Source organism: Streptomyces sp. NBC_00483, from assembly GCF_036013745.1.
In the GTDB taxonomy this organism is placed as follows: domain Bacteria; phylum Actinomycetota; class Actinomycetes; order Streptomycetales; family Streptomycetaceae; genus Streptomyces.
In genome coordinates this window covers 5,170,713-5,189,898 of record NZ_CP107880.1, presented here as the reverse complement: position 1 = coordinate 5,189,898, position 19,186 = coordinate 5,170,713, and the positions used below count along the sequence as shown (strand labels likewise).

The following is a 19,186-nucleotide window of genomic DNA, read 5'->3' as shown; positions in this document are numbered from 1 at the left end:
CACACTCTCGGGACCGTCACACGTTCGAGAAGCCTCTCACCTGAACGGTGAGGGGCTTTCGTGCGTCCTGAACCCCTCGCCGTGCCCCAACTCGGGCTTCAACACGGAGTTATGCGGTGCTTGCACACAGTGCACATGTCTTGTGATGCTATGACCGCTTTTGACCGATGAGTTGACGGAAACAGAGGTGGAGTTGACCGTGCCGGCCAGTACTGCGCCTCAAGAAGCACCGCCCGAGGTACCGCCCGAGGCGCCGCCCGCGCCCGCGAAGAGCCGCGGCGCCGACGCCCGCGCGCTGACCCAGGTCCTCTTCGCGCAGATCAAGGAGCTCCCGCCGGGCAGCCCCGAGCACTCCCGGGTACGCGGCGCCCTGATCGAGGCGAACCTGCCGCTCGTGCGCTACGCCGCGGCCCGCTTCCGCAGCCGCAACGAGCCGATGGAGGACGTCGTCCAGGTCGGCACCATCGGCCTGATCAACGCCATCGACCGCTTCGACCCGGACCGCGGCGTCCAGTTCCCGACCTTCGCGATGCCCACGGTCGTCGGCGAGATCAAGCGGTACTTCCGGGACAACGTCCGCACCGTGCACGTGCCGCGCCGCCTCCACGAGCTGTGGGTGCAGGTCAACGGCGCCACCGAGGACCTGACGACCGCCTTCGGGCGCTCCCCGACCACCTCCGAGATCGCCGAGCGGCTGCGGATCGGCGAGGACGAGGTGCTCGCCTGCATCGAGGCGGGCCGCTCGTACCACGCGACCTCCCTGGAGGCGGCGCAGGAGGGCGACGGGATGCCGGGCCTGCTCGACCGGCTCGGCTACGAGGACCCGGAGCTGGACGGCGTCGAGCACCGCGATCTCGTACGGCACCTCCTCGTACAGCTGCCCGAGCGGGAGCAACGAATCCTTTTGCTCCGCTACTACAGCAATCTGACGCAATCTCAGATCAGCGCGGAACTGGGTGTCTCACAGATGCACGTGTCAAGACTCCTCGCCCGCAGCTTCGCTCGACTTCGGTCCGCAAACAGGATCGACGCCTAGCTCGAACGGGTAGACAAGGCGCGCGGCGCTTTTCCCGCCGGAATCCGCGCCAACTCCCGTCACACCCCTTGCTTCCTGCACCGTTCCATCCCATACATGTCGACATGTCACTACAGCGTGTTGCCGACATGTGACATTCTGCTGGAACGGCGTTTGGCGCAGTCCCTCGTCCGGTATTCAGGTGGAGGCTGCGCTCTTACCTGACGGGAGCGTCCGCCGCGACCGTCCGCGACCTCAAGGGGGTGGCATGTCCGCAGACCAGGGCAGCTCGAAGGTGCTCACGCTCACGCCCGGCGCGCCCGCCGCGACCGATGACATGAGCGAGCAGACGCCTGCCGCGCTGATCGACGCTCCTGTTCCCGCTTCGGTTCCGGCCCAGGCCGCCGAGAGCCCCGAGGTGTCCGTGACACCTCCGCCGAGCGGGGCCATCGACACCCGCACTCTGTCCCGTTCCCTGTTCCTGCGTCTTGCCACGCTCGACGAGCACAGCCCGGAGCGGCCGTACGTCCGCGACACCCTGATCGAGCTGAACCTGCCGCTGGTGCGCTACGCGGCCGCCCGGTTCCGCAGTCGCAACGAGCCGATGGAGGACATCGTCCAGGTCGGAACGATCGGTCTGATCAAGGCGATCGACCGTTTCGACTGCGAACGCGGCGTGGAATTCCCGACGTTCGCGATGCCCACGGTCGTCGGTGAGATCAAGCGCTTCTTCCGCGACACCTCGTGGTCGGTGCGCGTGCCGCGCCGCCTCCAGGAGCTGCGGCTCGCGCTGACCAAGGCCAGCGACGAGCTCGCGCAGAAGCTGGACCGCTCGCCGACCGTCCCGGAGCTCGCCGTGGTGCTCGGCGTCTCCGAGGAGGATGTGGTCGACGGGCTGGCTGTGGGCAACGCGTACACCGCGTCCTCCCTCGACTCACCCGCGCCCGAGGACGACGGCGGCGAGGGCTCCCTCGCGGACCGCCTCGGCTACGAGGACACGGCCCTGGAGGGCGTCGAGTACCGCGAGTCGCTCAAGCCCCTGCTCGCCAAGCTGCCGCCGCGGGAGCGCCAGATCATCATGCTCCGGTTCTTCGCGAACATGACGCAGTCGCAGATCGGCGAGGAGGTCGGCATCTCGCAGATGCACGTGTCCCGGCTGCTCACGCGGACGCTGTCGCAGCTGCGCGAGGGCCTCATCGCCGACTGATCCGGTCGCCGTTCGACCGGGAGTGAAGTGCCCCCTGTTCCCAAAGAGCCAGGGGGGCTTCCGAATTGACGGAGCGTCAGACACACTGGCGCGATGCTGCGGACTTGGTTGCTCGGTCACAGGAAGGCCGCCGTGGGGGCCGCTTCGGTCGCCGTGGTGTGCGTGAGCGCAGGCGCCGTCGTCGCACTCGACGGTGGCGACGGGCGCGATGGATACGTGGCCGTGGGTGCGGCAGGAGCGGCGCCCACGAGCCCGGGCGACCGGGTCGCCCCCACCGGCAAGGTGGAACTCGTACCGCTGGACTCACCGGCGGCAAAGACCCCTGGCGCCCCGGGCCCGTCGGAGAAGGACGCGGCGGGCAGAGCAGGTGCAGACAGCGCCGGTGGCGACAACGCCGGCGGAGACACGGCCGGCGGGCAGGAACCCGGGGCGGACGTCCCCGACGCGGGCGGCGCCCCACCGGCCGGCGGGACCCCCGGCGAGAGCGGCACTCCGTCCGCCGCCGACAAGCCCTCCGGGAACACCGCCCCCGACAGCGACGCGGCCCCCTCCTCTTCGGCCCCATCGGGCCCCGCCGAGCTCAAGGTCGCAGGCGACCCGGAGCTCAAGAAGGCGGACAAGCGCTGGTGTCAGGACGTGACGCTGACGCTGCACAACTCCGGTGGCAGCGCGGTGCGTTCGGGCACCGCGACCTTCGAGACGCACGTCATCGGCGCGCTCGGCATCGACTGGGCGACCGTCAACGTCAAGAAGAAGCTCCCCGTGCCCATCGGGGCCGGGGAGAAGAAGCGGAAGACGTGGACCGTGTGCGTCGACGAATGGCGCGTCCCGCTCGGGATGCGCCTGGAGACGAAGGACGTCGACGTCGACTGGAAGTGAGCTCCGCGGATACGGACCTGGCCGGCGGATGAAGCCTTGGCGGATGCGGCCTTAGCTGAGCGCCAGCCAAGCCACGCCCGCCACCACGACGATCGCCAGCACGATGCCGATGATCAGACCGGCACTGGGGCCGGACTTCGCGGCGGCCGCCTGCTGACGGGCGGGAGGCTGCTCGTCGACGAAGGCGCGGAACATCTGGGTGTTGCCCGCGGGGTCGGGATTGCCCTGGGGGCCGGGGCCTTGGGGGTTGTTAGCCATGGGGCAGGACCCTAGCGAATTGCCGCGAAGGGCGCCACAGTCCGAGCACGCACCATCTGATCTGCGACTTTACTGATTTGCACTTGATCTTTGCCGCGATTTTATCCGCGAGCCCCCACTTTCGTTTGCCTGTGGCAACCAACTGCTTCTATGGTTGCCCTAAGCAACAAATAAAGATCTTTTGGTCAGGAGGTGCCGTGGCCGCACAACGTCACTACGACGAGCTGGCGCGACAGATGAGCGCCTTCGGAGCCGTCAAGAGGGACATGGCGCGGATCCTTCCGCACGACTGCCCGACCGGTTCGGCCGCGGTTCTCACGCTGCTCAAGCGCTACGGCGACATGCGGATGAGCCGCATGGCCGAGCTGCTCGCCGTGGACGTGTCCGTGGCCAGCCGGCACGTGGCACACGTCGCGGACCGCGGTTGGATCGAGCGCCATCCCGACCCCGCTGACAAACGCTCGCGCATCCTCAGCCTCACGGAAAAAGGCTCGAAGCAGATGGACGTGCTCAATGAACGGAGCACCCAACTGCTCGCCGACCGGCTGAGCGACTGGTCCGACGACGAGGTCGATCAGTTGATCGCCCTCATGACGCGACTGCGCGAGAGCTTCGGCGACTGCCGAACCACGGGGTCCCGCGCGACGGTTCCGCAGGCCGCCACTGAGCCGACCGCTCAGACCATCACCCGTACACCCGCGTAACACGTAAGAAGAGGATTCCCATGGCAACAACCACACCGCCCGGTGTGCGGGGCAGCCATCCCAAGCATTCAGGGGCCGCCCCCGAAGCGGGTGCCCCCATGTCGCACCGGCAGGTCATGGAGGCGCTGTCCGGTCTGCTGCTCGGCATGTTCGCCGCCATCATCTCGTCGACGATCGTCTCCAACGCCCTGCCGAAGATCATCGGCGACCTGGGCGGCGGTCAGTCGGCGTACACCTGGGTGGTCACGGCAGCCCTGCTCGCCATGACGGCGACCACGCCCCTGTGGGGCAAGATGGCGGACCTGTTCAGCAAGAAGGCCCTGGTCCAGATAGCCCTGGTCGTCTACATAATCGGCTCGGCGCTGGCCGGCTTCGCGCAGAACCCCGGGATGCTGATCACCGCCCGTGCCGTCCAGGGCATCGGTGCCGGTGGTCTCTCCGCCCTGGCGCAGATCATCATGGCCGCGATGATCGCCCCGCGTGAGCGGGGCCGTTACTCCGGCTACCTGGGCGCGACGTTCGCCGTCGCGACCGTCGGCGGCCCGCTGGTCGGCGGTGTCATCACCGACACCGACTGGCTCGGCTGGCGCTACTGCCTGTTCGTCGGTGTGCCCTTCGCGCTCATCGCGCTCGTCGTCCTGCAGAAGACCCTGCACCTGCCCGTGGTCAAGCGGAAGGCGAAGGTCGACTGGGCCGGCGCCTTCTTCATCACCGCCGCGGTCTGCCTGCTGCTCCTGTGGGTCACCTTCGCCGACGACAAGTACGAGTGGATGTCGTGGCAGACGTACACGATGGTCGGCGGCGCGATCGTGCTCGCCCTGATCTTCGTGCTCGTCGAGTCCAAGGCGAGCGAGCCGATCATCCCGCTGCGCCTCTTCAAGAACCGCACCATCACGCTGGCCTCGCTCGCCTCGCTGTTCGTCGGTGTCGCGATGTTCGCGGGCACCGTGTACTTCTCGCAGTACTTCCAGCTGGCGCGCGGCAAGACGCCCACGATGTCGGGTGTCATGACGATCCCGATGATCGGTGGTCTGTTCGTCTCCTCCACCGTCTCCGGCCAGGTCATCACCCGGACCGGCAAGTGGAAGGCCTGGCTGGTCGCCGGCGGCGTGTTCCTGACCGCCGGTCTGGGTCTGCTCGGCACGATGCGCTACGACACCCCGTACTGGCGCCTGGCGATCTTCATGGCGCTGATGGGCCTCGGCATCGGCATGATGATGCAGAACCTGGTGCTCAGCACGCAGAACCAGGTCGCCCCCTCGGACCTCGGCTCCGCCTCCTCGATGGTGACCTTCTTCCGGTCCCTCGGCGGCGCGGTCGGTGTCTCGGCGCTCGGCTCCGTGATGACCACCCGTATCAGCCACTACGCCAAGGACACGATCGGTAACCTCGATCCGCAGTCGCAGGCCGCGGCCGCGAAGTCGATGGGCGGCAGCGACCTGCCGGTCATGAGCGCGCTGCCCGCCCCGGTCCGCAATTGGCTGGAGAGCGCGTACGGGCACGGCATCGCCGACATCTTCCTGTACGTCGCCCCGATCGCCTTCCTGGCGTTCCTCGTCACCATCTTCATCAAGGAGGTTCCCCTGCGTACGTCCGGTGCCAACGAGCAGGCCGCTCAGAGCGCGGCGCCCACCAACCAGACCCCGGCCGCCGCTGCCGCTCCCGCCCCGGCGCAGGAGCGGGTGCCGAGCCTGGTCGGCGCGGGTCAGCCCGCCGCCGACACCCAGACCCAGCGCCTCGCGGCCGTCGCATCCGCCTCCAACGGTTCCGCTCCGGCGCAGACCGTCGGCGGCACCCCGGTCCGCGGCTTCGTCCGCGGCGCCGAGTCCGCCCCGGTGCCCCGCGCCGCGGTCACCCTGATCTCCCTCGGCGGCCGCCAGCTGGGCCGCGCCGTGGCCCAGGGCGACGGCTCGTACAGCGTCGACGCCCCCGGCGCCGGCAGTTACGTCCTGATCGCCTCGGCCGACGGCTACCAGCCGCAGGCCTCCACCGTGCTGGTGGGCGAGGAGTCGGTCACGTACGACATCCTGCTCAGCGGCACCAGCGGCCTCACCGGTGTGGTGCGGGCCAGCGAGACCAAGGCGCCGGTCGCCGGGGCGATGGTCATCGTCACCGACGTCCGCGGCGATGTGCTCGCCACCGGTCAGTCCGGCCCGGCCGGCGAGTTCACCTTCGCCGAGCTGATCCCGGGCCCGGTCACCGTGGCCGTGAACGCACCGGGCCACCGGCCCACCGCGCTCCCGGTCGAGGTCACCGGCTCCGGTGTCACCCGCATCGAGATCGACCTGCACTCCGGCTCCCAGGTCCAGGGCACCGTCCGGGCCGCGGGCCGCGCGCTGAACGACGCGCGGGTCACGCTGGTGGACGCCGCGGGCAACGTGGTCGCCACCGCCACCACCGGTGAGGACGGCGCGTACGCCTTCACCGACCTGGACGGCGGCGAGTACACCGTGATCGCGACCGGCTACCCGCCGGTGGCCACGGGCCTCAGCGTGAACGGCAGCGGCATCGACGGCCACGACATCGAGCTCGCCCACCCCGGCGAGTGATCGAACCCGCCCATACCGGCGAGTGATCGAACTCGCCCATACCGGCGGGTATGTGACCCCGGGCCACCTGAATGTGTGGTTCGCGCTTTGAGCGGACGCGGACCACACAGGCCCGGTTGTGAGAATGGGCCCCGGACCCGGTGGCGTCGCCAACGGCAGGGGACGGCCGTGACGCACGCCGACCGGGGCCCGTCCACGCAGGGGGAGCACGACCAACCCCCTGCGTACGTAAGAACTTGAGCTAGGAGAGCAAAAGCATGGGACTGAGCGCGCGGATCCGCACGCGGGACGGGTGGGCCCTGCCGCACGCCGTCGTCACGGTGACCGACATGACGGGATCGCAGGTGCTGCGGGCCGAGGCCGATGACGAGGGCGGCGTGCACGACCCGGCCGCGCTCGCGCCCGGTCCCTACACGGTGATCGTGACCGCCGTCGGCTACGCCCCCGCCGCCTCCACCGCGATGGTGACGGCGAGCGGTCGGGCCGACGTGGGCAGCATCGTGCTGCACCGGCAGGGCGGGGCCGAGCTGCCGCCGCCCGGGCCGTGGATGGTCGACCCGGCGCACTCCTCGGTCGCCGCGACGGCGCAGCACCTCGGGATCACGTCCGTGCACGGGCGGTTCACCGATTTCACGGCGCGCATCGACATAGCGCAGGACGTCGAGAAGTCGCGGGTCGAGGCCGTCATCAGGTCGGCGTCCATCGACACCGGCAACGGCATGCGCGACGGCCACCTGAAGTCCCCGGACTTCCTGGACGTCGAGACGTACCCGGAGATCACCTACCAGTCGACCGGCATCGAGCCCGCGGGCACCGACCGCTGGACCGTGCACGGCCAGCTGAGCCTGCACGGCGTGGCACGCGAGGTCGACCTCGACCTCAGCTACCTCGGCACCGGCGCCGACCCGTGGGGCGGCACCCGTGCCGCGTTCAAGGCGACGGCCGAACTGAAGCGCGAGGACTTCGCGATGAACTACAACCAGGTCGTGCAGGCCGGCATCGCCGCGATCGGCGCGACGCTGAAGGTCGAGCTCGACATCCAGGCCGTACAGGGCGACGCGCTGCCGCAGATGTGACACCGCGAGGTGTCGGGGGCCGGGGTTAGGGTGCGGGGCATGGCTCCGAACATCGCGACCAACACCCGTGTCTCACTGGACGAGTTGCTCGACTTCGTACGACCCCGGCACCGCGCCCTCCTCATCACCGCCCGCGCCGACGGCACCCCGCAGGCCTCACCTCTGACCTGCGGGGTCGACGGCGACGGGCGGATTGTTGTTTCCACGTACCCGGAGCGGGCCAAGACGCGGAACGCGAAGCGGGATCCGCGGGTCAGCCTCGTCGTGCTCAGCGACGAGTGGAACGGGCCGTGGGTGCAGGTCGACGGGTCGGCGGAGGTCATCGACTCGCCCGACTCCGTCGAGGCGCTCGTCGAGTACTTCCGGTGCATTTCGGGTGAGCACCCGGACTGGGACGAGTATCGCGAGGCGATGGTCAAGCAGGGCAAGTCGATCATCCGCGTCACACCGGAAAAGTGGGGTCCCGTGGCCACGGGTGGGTTCCCGGCGCGTTTGGCGTGAACCCGTAACGGCGTTGCGGCCGCGGGGCTCTGCCCCGGACCCCGCGCCTCAATCGCCGGCGGGGCTTGATTGGGCCACCAAGGATTCGATGCCCGCGATCTGGAGATCCAGCGCCACCTGGAAGTCCATGTCGCGCATCGCATCCACCGTGCCGCCCTCCTCCACCGCCTCCACCATCCGCTCGGCGTGCGAGAAGTCCTCCGCCATCTGCTCCGGGACGGAGAACGCCGCCATCGCCTTGTGGAAGTACTCGTCCTGGGTGAGGCCCACCTCGGCGCAGCGCTGCCGGAAGTGGCCCTCGACGGTGCCGTATCCGTACACGAACTGGAAGACGGACTGGACGGCGCCGCGCTGGCGGGGCAGCGAGAGGCCGGTGCGGGCGATGACCTGCTGCACCGCGCGCGAGAACAGCAGCGAGTTCGGGCCGACGTTGAGGTAGTTGCCGACCAGCGGCGAGATCCACGGGTGACGTACGAGCAACTCCCGGTACATGGCTGCCAGTTCACGCAACTGCGTCTGCCAGTCCGTACCTTCCGTGGCCTCCGTGTCCGGGATCTCCAGCGCCCCGTAGACCTGGTCCAGGGCGAGTTCGAGGAGGTCGTCCTTGGTGTCGACGTACCAGTAGACGGACATCGCGGTGACCCCGAGCTCACCCGCGAGGCGCCGCATGGAGAACTTCGCGAGGCCCTCCGCGTCCAGCAGCCGCACCGTCGCCTCGGTGATCCGCTCCCGGTCGAGTCCGCTGGGCTGCTCGGCCCGCCGGCCGCGCGACGCTCTGACCTTGGGCTCCGCGGCGCCATCCGTGTCGTCGAGCCAGACGCTCATCCGCGCTGCCTTCGCCATGGCGTTCCTTCCCAGGGGTTCCTCGTACGCGGGCGGGTCGGGCCTGCGCACAGGACCGCTCCCCGCCCGCTCCGATGCTAAGCGGAAGTCACCGCTGCGGATTCTGTCCGTTCGGCCCTGCGCAGCAACACCGCCGCGAGCAGGCCGCCCGCCAGCACGGCGACCGCGCCGACCAGTTGACTGGTCTCGAGACCGGAGGAGAAGGCTTCGCTGATACGGGCCTTCTCCCCGGCCGAGTCCGCCGCCGCGAGCGCCGCCGGGAACGAGGTCGCGGAGACCGTCACGAGGGCGGCGAAACGGGCGTTCAGGACCGCGCCGAGGACGGCGACGCCCAGACCGTTGCCGAACTCCGCGAGGGTGCCGTTGACCCCGGCGCCCACGCCCGCCTTCTCCCGCGGGATGGCGCTCATGATGGCGTTGGCCATGGCCGGCATGGCGAGGGCGATGCCCGCGCCCATGACCATCAGGCCGAGCAGCATGCCCCCGTACCCGTCCCCGCCGAGCAGCGCGATCGCGGCGAGCCCCGCCGCCATGCACGTCATGCCGGACGCGATGGTCAGCGGCGTGCCCATCTTGGGCAGCAGCCGGGCGCCGACGCCGGTGAGGTTGAGCGCGACGACGGTGAGGGCCATCGGCGCGGTGCGCAGGCCCGCCTCCAACGGGCCGTATCCGAGCAGGAATTGGAGGTGCTGGGTGAGCAGGAACAGCGAGCCGCCCATGCCGAAGGCGACGAGGATCGCTCCCGCCACCGCGCCCGTGAACTTCTGGTTGCGGAAGAAGTGCATGTCGAGCATCGGGTACGGGATCCGCAGCTCCCACGTCACGAAGGCGGCCAGGACGAGGACGCCGATCGCGGCCGAGGTGAGCGTGGTCGTGGACGTCCAGCCGTCGTCGGGGCCGGAGATGATCGCGTAGACGATGCCGGTCATGCCGATCGTGGAGAGCAGCGCGCCGAGCAGGTCGGGGCGGTCGCCCTGCGGGTTCTTCGACTCGGGGACCAGGACGATCACGGCGACAAGGCCGATGAGCGCGACGGGGATGTTGATGAGGAAGATCGAGCCCCACCAGAAGTGGTCGAGCAGCACGCCGCCGACCAGCGGGCCGACGGCGAAGCCGAGCGTGCTGACGGTGGACCACAGGGCGATCGCCTTGACGCGCTCGGTCTCGCTGAAGATCTGCACGACCACCGCGAGCGTCGAGGTCATCATGAGCGCGCCGCCGACGCCCATGCCGGCGCGGGCGGCGATCAACTGCCCGGTGGAGCCCGCGAACGCGGCGGTCAGCGAGCCGACGCCGAAGATCGCGAGACCCGAAGCGAGCATCTTCTTGCGGCCGTAGCGGTCGGATGCGCTGCCCGCGGTGAGCAGCAGGCCGGACTGGACGAGCGAGTAGGCGCTGATCATCCACTGGATGTCGGACGTCGAGGCGTCCAGCTCGCGGGTGAGGGAGGGGATCGCGACGTTCAGGACGGTGTTGTCGAGCAGCACGGTCAGCTGGGCGAGGCAGATGACGCCGAGGATCAGCCAGCGCTGGGGGTGACCTGCGGTGACCGGGGGTGCCTGGGTGGCCGGGTCGGCCGTGGGGGCCATGGACACTCCTCTACGGTGTACGGGACTGATGCTTCCCGTACACCGTAGAGGGTGTGTTGTACGCCGTACAAGTGGTTTGTTCACTCGGGGGTGGGTCGGCTGGGTCGGACCTACTTGGACTGCGTCAGGTCGTAGAACGTGCTGCTGCCGACCGTCACCTTCTTGAAGTTGGCCTCCACCCACTTCGTGATCTTCGACGCCGAGCCGGAGCTGGAGCTGCCCATGCCGCCGGTCGAACCGCTGCCGATGAAGTAGTGGATCTTGCCGTCCTCGACGTACTGCTTGAACTGGGCGAGCGTCGGGGACGGGTCGGTGCCGTTGAAGCCGCCGATCGCCATCACCGGGTCGCCGGTGGCCAACTGGTAGCTCGACTGGTTCTGCGAGCCGATCGTGGCCGCGGCCCAGGTGTAGTCATCGGCGTTCTTCTGGAGCAGCTTCTTGGCCTTGGTGCTGACCTGGGCGCCGTTGAGGAGGCCGCCCATGCCGCCGCCTCCGCCGCCGGCCTTGCCACCGCGCGTGCCGCCGGGCATGCCGCCCTGCTTGCTGTTCTTGCCGGTGCCCTGGTTGCCGGTGCCCTGCGTGCTCTTGCCGGTGCCCTGGTTCTGGCCGGGCATGCCGCCACCGGTCGGGGGCTGGCCCATCCGGCCGTTCTGGGCGCCGGTCTTGCCGTTCTGGCCCGGCATGCCGCCGCCCGGGAAGCCGCCCTTGCCACCGCCCGGACCTCCGCCCTTGCCGCCGCCACCGGGGCCGCCCATCATGCTGGCCCCGGAAGGACCCGCCGTCACGATCGACCCGGTGTGCCCGGTGTTCAGCGTCGAGATGGTGTACGCGGTCGGCGCCGCCAGCGAGGCCACGAGGCCCAACCCGGCCGCACCGAGCGCCAGTCGACGGTTGATCCGGCCCGCGAAGGCGAGGCCGAGGCCCGCCACGAGTCCGCCGATGAGCACGGCCCACCGCAGCCACGGCAGGTAGTCCGAGGTCCGGCCGAGCAGCACGTACCCCCACACCGCCGTCGCGGCCACGGACACGCCCAGCGTCGCCGACGCCGTGATCCGGGACCGCTCCTCCCACAGGACGGTGGCGCCCATGCCGATGACGGCCGCGATGTACGGGGCCAGGGCCACCGTGTAGTACTGGTGGAAGATGCCCGCCATGAAGCTGAAGACCAGGCCGGTCATCAGCAGGGAGCCGCCCCACGCGAGGAACGCGGCGCGCGCCGTGTCGGTGCGCTTGGCCTTCCAGGTCAGGACGACGCCCGCGATGAAGAGGATCAGCGCCGCCGGGATCAGCCACGAGATCTGGCTGCCGATCTCGGAGTTGAACATCCGCGTGAGGCCGGTCTCGCCCCACTGCCCGGTGCCGCCGGCTCCCCCGCCGCCGCCGACCGAGCCGGCCTCCTCGCCGTTGATGCGGCCGAGTCCGTTGTAGCCGAAGGTCAGTTCAAGGAACGAGTTGTTCTGGGAGCCGCCGATGTACGGGCGCGAGGACGCGGGCCACAGTTCGACGACGGCCACCCACCAGCCGCCCGCGACGATCATCGCGACGGCGGACAGGGCCAGTTGACCGAACCGCTTGCGCACCCGCACCGGCGCGAACACCGCGTAGAGGATCGCGAGCGGCGGCAGGATCAGGAAGGCCTGGAGCGTCTTGGTGAGGAAGGCGAGGCCGACGGCGACGCCCGCCCAGATCAGCCACTTGGTCCGGCCGTGCTCCATGGCGCGCACGACGCAGTAGACCGTGACGGTCATCAGGAGCGCGAGCAGCGCGTCCGGGTTGTTGAAGCGGAACATCAGCGCGGCGACCGGCGTCGTCGCGAGGACCACCATGGCGATCAGGCCCGCGGCGGCGCTGAACCGGCGGCGTACCGCCCCGTACAGCACACCCGCCGTGGCCAGGGCCATCAGGACCTGCGGGGCGAGGATCGCCCACGAGTTGAGGCCGAAGAGCCGCACCGACAGGCCCATCGGCCACAGCGCGGCCGGCGGCTTGTCGACGGTGATGGCGTTCGCCGCGTCGGACGAGCCGAAGAAGAACGCCTTCCAGCTCTCGCTGCCCGCCTGGGCGGCCGCCGAGTAGAAGGAGTTGGCGTAGCCGGACGCGGACAGGTTCCAGAAGTAGGCGGCCGCGATCACGAGCAGCATGCCGAGGAAGGCCGGGCGGGCCCAGCGCGGGTCCTCGGGCCTGCCGCGCCACACGCGGGTGAGGAACGAGGCCTTGGGGCGGCCGTGTCCCGCGGTACTGGGAGGTGACTCGTCGGGCGCCGCCGAGGCGGCGTCGTACGGTCGGATGTCTGTGGTCATCGCTGGATCCTGGGGTCGGTGTCGTCGTGGTGGTGCGCGCCGACGGCGTGCATCCGCACGGTCGCGTCGCCCCAGGCCTGCGGAACCTGAGGATTCGTTACGGGGGTCGGGATGGAGTCCGGGCCAGGGGTGCCCCGGTCGATTCGGTCGCTTCGGTCGCTTCGGTCGCTTCGGTCGTTGAAGACCCACGCCCTGAAGAGCAGGAAGCGCAGGATCGTCGCCGCGAGGTTGGCCGCGATCAGGACGATCAGCTCGGTGGAGTGTGCCGGGTTGCCGGAGGCCGTGTTGAGGGCGGCGAGCGAGCCACTGGTCAGGGCCCACCCGATGCCGAAGACGACGATGCCCTGGGCCTGGTGGCGCACGGCGTTGTCCCGGCCGCGCACCCCGAAGGTGAGGCGCCGGTTGACGGCCGTGTTGACGAGCGCCGAGAGGAACAGGGCGGCCGCGTTGGCGATCTGCGCCCCCGAGAACGTACGGAACCCGGAGTACAGCAGGAGATACAGCAGCGTCGACATGGCGCCGACGACGCAGAAGCCGAGCAGCTGGCGGGCCAGGCCCTTGGGTACGTCGGTGAGTTGACGGTCTCGCGGGTCGTCGCCGAAGGGGCGCGCGAGCCGGTCGAGGGAGAGCGAGCCGGTCGCGAGCGCCTTGCCCACGCGCCAGACGCCCTTGAGGTCCTCGGTCGCCGTCTTGACGATGTGGACGGTCGAGTTCGGGTCGTCGACCCAGTCGACGGGCACTTCGTGGATCCGGAGCCCGGCCCGCTCAGCGAGCACCAGCATCTCCGTGTCGAAGAACCAGCCGGTGTCCTCGACCAGCGGGAGCAGCACCTGCGCGACATCGCGCCGGATCGCCTTGAACCCGCACTGGGCGTCGGAGAAGCGGGCCTGCAGGGAGCCGCGCAGGATCAGGTTGTACGTGCGCGAGATGAACTCGCGCTTCGAGCCGCGCACCACCCGCGAGCTGCGGGCGAGCCGCGAGCCGATCGCGAGGTCGGAGTGCCCGGAGATCAGGGGCGCCACCAGCGGAAGAAGCGCGTTCAGGTCGGTGGACAGGTCCACGTCCATGTACGCGAGGACCGGTGCGTCGGATGCCGACCACACGGCGTTCAGGGCGCGTCCGCGCCCCTTCTGCTCGAGCCGGAAGTGCTCGACCTCGCGGAACTCGTTCGTCAGGTCGTACGCCACCTGGGGCGTGCTGTCGGTTGAGGCGTTGTCCGCAACGGTGATGCGGAAGCGGTAGGGGAAGGTGCGGACCAGGTGGGCGTGCAGGTTGCGCACGCACTCACCGAGGTCCTTCTCCTCGTTGTAGACGGGGATGACAACGTCCAGGACCGGCACATCGCCGCTGCCGACCGGGAGGTGCTCCCGCGCCGGCAGCGCCCCGAACCTCGCGGAGACAGAGGTGGGGTCGATGCCCGGAGAAGAGTCGGTTCGCATGACACCGACATTCGCCAACTGCCCTGTTAGGGCTGTGTGGTGAAGCTTTGCCCTACCTGTGAGTGCGGGGCGGCCGCATCAAGCCCCGCCGGCGATTGAGGCGCGGGGGCCGGGGCAGAGCCCCGCGACGTCGGCACGGGTGGCGCCACGGCCGCGTAGGCCGGCAGATGCACGGTAAAGACGGTGCGGCCGGCCACGCTCTCGACCGTCACCGACCCACCGTGCGCGGCCGCGACGGCCTGCACGATGGCGAGGCCGAGGCCGGTCGAGCCCGCCTTCCTGGACCGCGAGGAGTCGCCGCGCGCGAACCGTTCGAAGACGTGCGGAAGCAGCTCGGGCGGGATGCCGGGGCCGTCGTCCTGGACGTCGAGGCAGACCCAGTGGCCGTACCGGTGCACGCGGGCGGTGACGGTGGTGCCTGGTGGTGTGTGCGTACGGGCGTTGGCGAGCAGGTTGACGAGGACCTGGTGCAGGCGCGGGGAGTCGGCGAGCACGGTGGCCGGTTCGTCGGGGAGTTCCAGGCGCCACGCGTGGTCCTGGTCGGCGGCGCGGGCATCGCTGAGCGCGTCGACGACCAGGGGGGACAGGTCGGTCGGCTCGTACGAGAGCGGCCGACCCGCGTCGAGCCGGGCGAGCAGCAGCAGGTCCTCGACGAGCCCGGTCATCCGGTCCGCCTCGGACTCGATGCGGCCGAGCGCGTGCCGGGTGTCGGGGCCTGTCTCCTCGCGGCCGCGCCTGGTCAGCTCGGCGTAGCCGCGGATGGAGGCCAGCGGCGTACGCAGCTCATGGCTGGCGTCCGCGACGAACTGGCGCACCCGCATCTCGCTCTGCTGGCGCGATTCGAGGGCGCCGTGCACATGGTCGAGCATGCGGTTGAGCGCGGCGCCGACCTGCCCGACCTCGGTTCTGGGGTCGGCCTCGGACTCGGGGACGCGCTCGTGGAGCATCACCTCGCCGCTGTGCAGCGGGAGTTCGGAGACACGGGACGCGGTCGCGGCGACGCGGCGCAGCGGCCGCAGATTCACGCCGACCATGATCGCTCCGGCCGCGCCCGCCGCGACGAGGGCCGCGGCGGCGACGAGCAGCTCGGTGACGATGAGCTTGTTGACGGTGGAGTCGACCTCGGCGGTGGGGCGGCCCACGTAGAAGTCGCCCTTGGCGCCGGTGACGTACTCGACCCGGTAGGAACCGTAGCCGGGCAGGTCGACCGTGTACGCGTCGATGTCCTTGTCGTCGCCGCCGGCCGTGGTGTCGCCGTCCTTCGAGACGGAGTTCAGGACCTCGAGGGCCTCGGCGGACAGGGTCTTGGCCCGGGTCTGCGTGCGGCCGTCGGTGGTCTGCTCGTCGACGCTGATCTTGCCCGACGTGATCCGGCCGTCCGCCGAGACCTCCGCGCCGATGGTGCCGGCGGGGGAGCCCAGGGTGACGAAGGCCAGGTCGCCCACCGCTGCGGCGGGGCCGCTGCCACCGGGATGCGGCTGGTCACCCGGGCCGCCGGACGCCCGCATCGCTATGCCCGTCACCTGCTCGTCGAGCTGGCTGTACAGGTACGAGTGCAGCGAGACGGTCGACACGACACCGATCACGGACGCCACCACGGCCATCAGCGCGACGGCCGTGACGACGAGCCGGGTACGTAGCTTCTGGGGCCGCGGGGCGCGTGGGGCGGCCCGTCCCCTGCGCTTCACGACGAGGTGGAGGCGGCCATGGCCGGCTTGATCAGGTAGCCGGCGCCGCGCCGGGTGTGGATCATCGGCTCACGCCCGGCGTCGATCTTCCGCCGCAGGTACGAGATGTAGAGCTCGACGACGTTGGCCTGCCCGCCGAAGTCGTAGGACCAGACACGGTCGAGAATCTGCGCCTTGCTGAGCACGCGGCGCGGATTGCGCATGAGGAAGCGGAGCAGCTCGAACTCGGTGGCGGTGAGGTGGATGTTGTCCCCGCCCCGCGACACCTCGTGGCTGTCCTCGTCGAGCATCAGGTCGCCGACGACGAGCACGGACTCGCTGCGCCGGTCGGCGGCGCCGGTCCTGCGGATCAGCCCACGCAGCCGCGCGACGACTTCCTCCAAGCTGAACGGCTTGGTCACATAGTCGTCGCCGCCCGCCGTCAGGCCGGCGATCCGGTCCTCCACGGCGTCCTTGGCGGTCAGGAAGAGCACGGGCACTTCCGGCAGCTCGCGGCGCATCCGCCCGAGCACGCTGAGCCCGTCCATGTCCGGCAGCATCATGTCGAGCACGACGGCGTCGGGCCGGAACTCACGCGCGGTCTGCACGGCTCCTGCGCCGTCGCTCGCGGTGCGGATCTGCCAGCCCTCGTAGCGCAGGGCCATGGACAACAGCTCGGTGATGGACTGCTCGTCGTCCACGACAAGAACCCGGACGGGACTCCCGTCCGGCCTCAGCAGTTCGGTACGCCCCTGGGGCGAGGTCGCGGTCATGGTGCAACCATGCGACGCGCCTCTGAGAGCTCCCTTTCCCGAACCTGTGAAAACCCTGAGAAAGCCACAGGCGGCACTCAGGAAACACGCCTCCGCGTGGGCGGGGGTCACGCGCGTGCGGGGGTCAGCCGAGTCCGAACGGCTGCTCAGCCGAGCCCGAACGGCTGCTCAGCCGAGCCCGAACAGCGCGACCGCGTTCTCCCGGCAGACGGCCCGCACCCAGTCGTCCCCGAGACCGAGCCGCTCGATGGCCTCCAGCTGGTGAATGTACGGATACGGGATGTTCGGGAAGTCGCTGCCGAGCAGCACCCGGTCCCCGAGATCGGCGAGCCGCCCCAGCTCGTCCCTGGGGAACGGGGTGTGCCGCTCGACGAAGTCGGTGAACGCCATGGTCGTATCGAGCCGCACCTGCGCATACCGCTCGGTGAGCGCCAGGAAGTCGGTGTACTCGGGCATCCCCATGTGCGCGACCACCAGCGGCAGCCGCGGATGCCGGGCGAGCAACCGCGCGATCGGCTCGGGCCCGGTGTGCTTGCCGGGCGCGGGCCCGGACCCGCAGTGCGTCACGATCGGGACCCCGGCCTCGGCGAGCAGCCCCCACACGGGGTCGAGCAGCGGATCGTTCGGCTCGTAGGCCCCCACCTGCACATGCGCCTTGAACACCCGCGCCCCCGCCTCCAGGGCCTGACGCACATACGCCTCGACGCCCGGCTCGGGGAAGAAGGTGGCGGTGTGCAGACAGTCGGGCGTACGGGCGGCGAAGTCGGCGGCCCACTCGTTCAGCCACGGCGCCATCCCCGCCTTGTGCGGATACAGCATCGAGGTGAAGGCCTCGACCTTGAACTCCCTTAGCCTGGCGAGTCGTTGCCCCTCTTCCTCGCGGTACGTGATCGGCCACTCGGTCCCGACGAGCGGCCCTGCGGAGTCGAAGTACGCCCACACCTTGCGCAGCACACGCTCGGGCATGAAGTGGGTGTGCACGTCGACGAGGCCGGGCAGCCGGTACCGGTCGAGGAACGCGGCGACCTGCTGGGCCTCGGCCCCGATGTCGGGCTCAGTCACGCTGGAACTCCTGACTGCGCTCGACCTTGGCGACGTGCACGGTGTACCGCTCGTACCACTCGGCGCGGCCCTGCTTCTGTACGGCGCGGTGCTCGCCGGCGGACTGCCACTGCTCGATGGCGTCGGAGTCGCGGAAGTACGAGACGGTGATCCCGAGTCCACCGGGATTGCGCGCGGACTCGTGCCCCAGGTACCCCGGTATCTCCTTGACCAGCTCGTCCATCCGGTCCGATGCCTCCCCGTAGCCACGGTCCCCCGGGGTCCGCACGGAGCTGAACACCACGACGTAATAGGGCGGTTCGAAGGCGGGCACCGGCCGGACCGCCGGCCCGTCAGCCGCATCGACGTGATCACTCATGTCCATACGATCCCCCGTTCCCGGGCGCGGGGAAAGGGAATCGGCCGATCGGCCGGTACTCGACCGGAGCCCGACTAGAAGAGCCCACCCTGCACCCCCGGCACCTCGCGCACCGCGAGCCTCGCCCCACTCGCCCCCTCCGGCACCCTCTCCAACGGCCACCCGGCAAGCACCCTCATATCAACAACAAGCCGCCGCTCACCGCCAGCCTCCACGAGATGCAGATCAGGCCCAGCAGCAGCCACCACCCGCCCCGCGACGACATCCCCCACACCGAGCCCACTCACAACACCATCAACCCGGTCGATCCCCGCCAGCCCAAAAGCCTCCCCGTGATCCACCACCTGGCACGGCAGCCGCTCCAGCGACTCGGGCCACCCATCGAGCCCCGCCGCGACGCCATGCGCCCGCACCAACTCGGCGCCCCGCTCACCGACCCCCGGCAGCCCGCCCCGCACGGCCCGCTTCCTCTCGTACGGAATCCGGTCCGGCACCCCGAGCGCCACCCGCAGCAGCTCCTCGGCCCGCCGCGCCGCCATCAAGGGCCCCTGCCCCAGCCACGTAAAGGCGACGGCCCCCTGCTCCAACAGCCGCGCACCGCCCCGCGCCACACCCGTGATCCCCACCTTCACGAGCCCGTCCCCGAACCACGCCAAATACACGTGGTACGGCCGCGGGTCATCGGCGATGGTGTCCGCGGCCACGGACCGCGCCCGGTCGATCGCGGCACACTCCGCGCACTGCGCCCGCGTCCCCCGCACCGGCACGGCATCCCGCCCCGAACAGACGGTCCACCGTCCTCCCCGCCACACCCCGAGACACCGCCGCTCCCCACCGACCCGGAACGCGACGCCCTCCCCGAACCGCACCCCACTCTCGCGCTCGCCCCCGCCGTCCCCCACCCACCCGAAGACCGGCCCGCCCCCACGCCACCGCATCCCGGTGCACCACCACGTCATACGAGCC

The 19,186-nt window shown here is 70.2% G+C and carries 17 protein-coding genes; 7 read left to right on the top strand and 10 right to left on the bottom strand.

Annotated features, from left to right (window positions below; translation table 11 throughout):
- Positions 1-187: 187 nt before the first annotated feature.
- From OHA73_RS23145 to OHA73_RS23135, 3 genes are all read left to right on the top strand, one after another.
- Positions 188-1,036, top strand: a complete 849-nt coding sequence (locus OHA73_RS23145) for an RNA polymerase sigma factor SigF (protein WP_266712211.1) — start codon at positions 188-190, stop codon at positions 1,034-1,036.
- 247 nt (positions 1,037-1,283) lie between these two features.
- Positions 1,284-2,222 (top strand): RNA polymerase sigma factor SigF, encoded by a 939-nt coding sequence (locus OHA73_RS23140; protein ID WP_266712209.1) that lies wholly within the window; start codon positions 1,284-1,286, stop codon positions 2,220-2,222.
- Between the two features lie 132 nt (positions 2,223-2,354).
- Positions 2,355-3,101: a hypothetical protein gene (locus OHA73_RS23135; protein ID WP_327656006.1), complete on the top strand. Its 747-nt coding sequence runs from the start codon at positions 2,355-2,357 to the stop codon at positions 3,099-3,101.
- Between the two features lie 51 nt (positions 3,102-3,152).
- Here the strand turns inward: OHA73_RS23135 and OHA73_RS23130 are convergent, their stop codons facing one another.
- Positions 3,153-3,359 carry a hypothetical protein gene (locus OHA73_RS23130; protein WP_267069816.1) on the bottom strand — a complete coding sequence of 69 codons (207 nt, stop codon included), beginning with the start codon at positions 3,357-3,359 and terminating at the stop codon, positions 3,153-3,155.
- A gap of 197 nt (positions 3,360-3,556) precedes the next feature.
- Between OHA73_RS23130 and OHA73_RS23125 the strand changes: the two genes are divergently transcribed.
- The 4 genes from OHA73_RS23125 (at position 3,557) to OHA73_RS23110 (ending at position 8,189) form a co-directional block, all read left to right on the top strand.
- A complete protein-coding gene (locus tag OHA73_RS23125; protein ID WP_266712203.1) occupies positions 3,557-4,063 on the top strand; it encodes a MarR family winged helix-turn-helix transcriptional regulator in 507 nt (168 codons plus the stop codon).
- 20 nt (positions 4,064-4,083) lie between these two features.
- Positions 4,084-6,612, top strand: coding sequence for an MFS transporter (locus OHA73_RS23120; RefSeq protein WP_327656005.1), 2,529 nt, complete (start codon positions 4,084-4,086; stop codon positions 6,610-6,612).
- 257 nt (positions 6,613-6,869) lie between these two features.
- Positions 6,870-7,688, top strand: coding sequence for a YceI family protein (locus OHA73_RS23115; RefSeq protein WP_266712199.1), 819 nt, complete (start codon positions 6,870-6,872; stop codon positions 7,686-7,688).
- 39 nt (positions 7,689-7,727) lie between these two features.
- A complete protein-coding gene (locus tag OHA73_RS23110) occupies positions 7,728-8,189 on the top strand; it encodes a PPOX class F420-dependent oxidoreductase (RefSeq protein WP_266712197.1) in 462 nt (153 codons plus the stop codon).
- A 48-nt stretch (positions 8,190-8,237) separates the two neighbouring features.
- On the opposite strand, the gene OHA73_RS23105 is transcribed toward OHA73_RS23110, so the two are convergent.
- The 9 genes from OHA73_RS23105 to OHA73_RS23065 all read right to left on the bottom strand — a co-directional run bounded on the left by OHA73_RS23105 (position 8,238) and on the right by OHA73_RS23065 (position 19,158).
- A complete protein-coding gene (locus OHA73_RS23105; RefSeq protein ID WP_327656004.1) occupies positions 8,238-9,032 on the bottom strand; it encodes a TetR/AcrR family transcriptional regulator in 795 nt (264 codons plus the stop codon).
- A 77-nt stretch (positions 9,033-9,109) separates the two neighbouring features.
- On the bottom strand, positions 9,110-10,621 hold the full coding sequence (locus OHA73_RS23100; protein WP_327656003.1) for an MFS transporter: 1,512 nt from the start codon (positions 10,619-10,621) through the stop codon (positions 9,110-9,112).
- A gap of 110 nt (positions 10,622-10,731) precedes the next feature.
- A complete protein-coding gene (locus OHA73_RS23095) occupies positions 10,732-12,921 on the bottom strand; it encodes a glycosyltransferase family 39 protein (protein WP_327656002.1) in 2,190 nt (729 codons plus the stop codon).
- Positions 12,918-14,360 carry a bifunctional glycosyltransferase family 2/GtrA family protein gene (locus OHA73_RS23090; RefSeq protein WP_327656001.1) on the bottom strand — a complete coding sequence of 481 codons (1,443 nt, stop codon included), beginning with the start codon at positions 14,358-14,360 and terminating at the stop codon, positions 12,918-12,920. Before OHA73_RS23090 ends, OHA73_RS23095 begins: the two co-directional genes overlap by 4 nt.
- A gap of 26 nt (positions 14,361-14,386) precedes the next feature.
- Positions 14,387-15,964, bottom strand: coding sequence for a HAMP domain-containing sensor histidine kinase (locus tag OHA73_RS23085; RefSeq protein WP_266718737.1), 1,578 nt, complete (start codon positions 15,962-15,964; stop codon positions 14,387-14,389).
- 80 nt (positions 15,965-16,044) lie between these two features.
- Positions 16,045-16,800: a response regulator transcription factor gene (locus tag OHA73_RS23080; RefSeq protein WP_323179550.1), complete on the bottom strand. Its 756-nt coding sequence runs from the start codon at positions 16,798-16,800 to the stop codon at positions 16,045-16,047.
- A 168-nt stretch (positions 16,801-16,968) separates the two neighbouring features.
- Positions 16,969-17,862 (bottom strand): amidohydrolase family protein, encoded by an 894-nt coding sequence (locus OHA73_RS23075; RefSeq protein WP_443063114.1) that lies wholly within the window; start codon positions 17,860-17,862, stop codon positions 16,969-16,971.
- The gene (locus tag OHA73_RS23070; protein WP_327656000.1) at positions 17,855-18,220 is read right to left on the bottom strand and encodes an antibiotic biosynthesis monooxygenase family protein; all 366 of its coding nucleotides are present in this window, start codon (positions 18,218-18,220) and stop codon (positions 17,855-17,857) included. Before OHA73_RS23070 ends, OHA73_RS23075 begins: the two co-directional genes overlap by 8 nt.
- 74 nt (positions 18,221-18,294) lie before the next feature.
- On the bottom strand, positions 18,295-19,158 hold the full coding sequence (locus OHA73_RS23065) for a DUF2797 domain-containing protein (RefSeq protein ID WP_443063224.1): 864 nt from the start codon (positions 19,156-19,158) through the stop codon (positions 18,295-18,297).
- Positions 19,159-19,186: the final 28 nt, after the last annotated feature.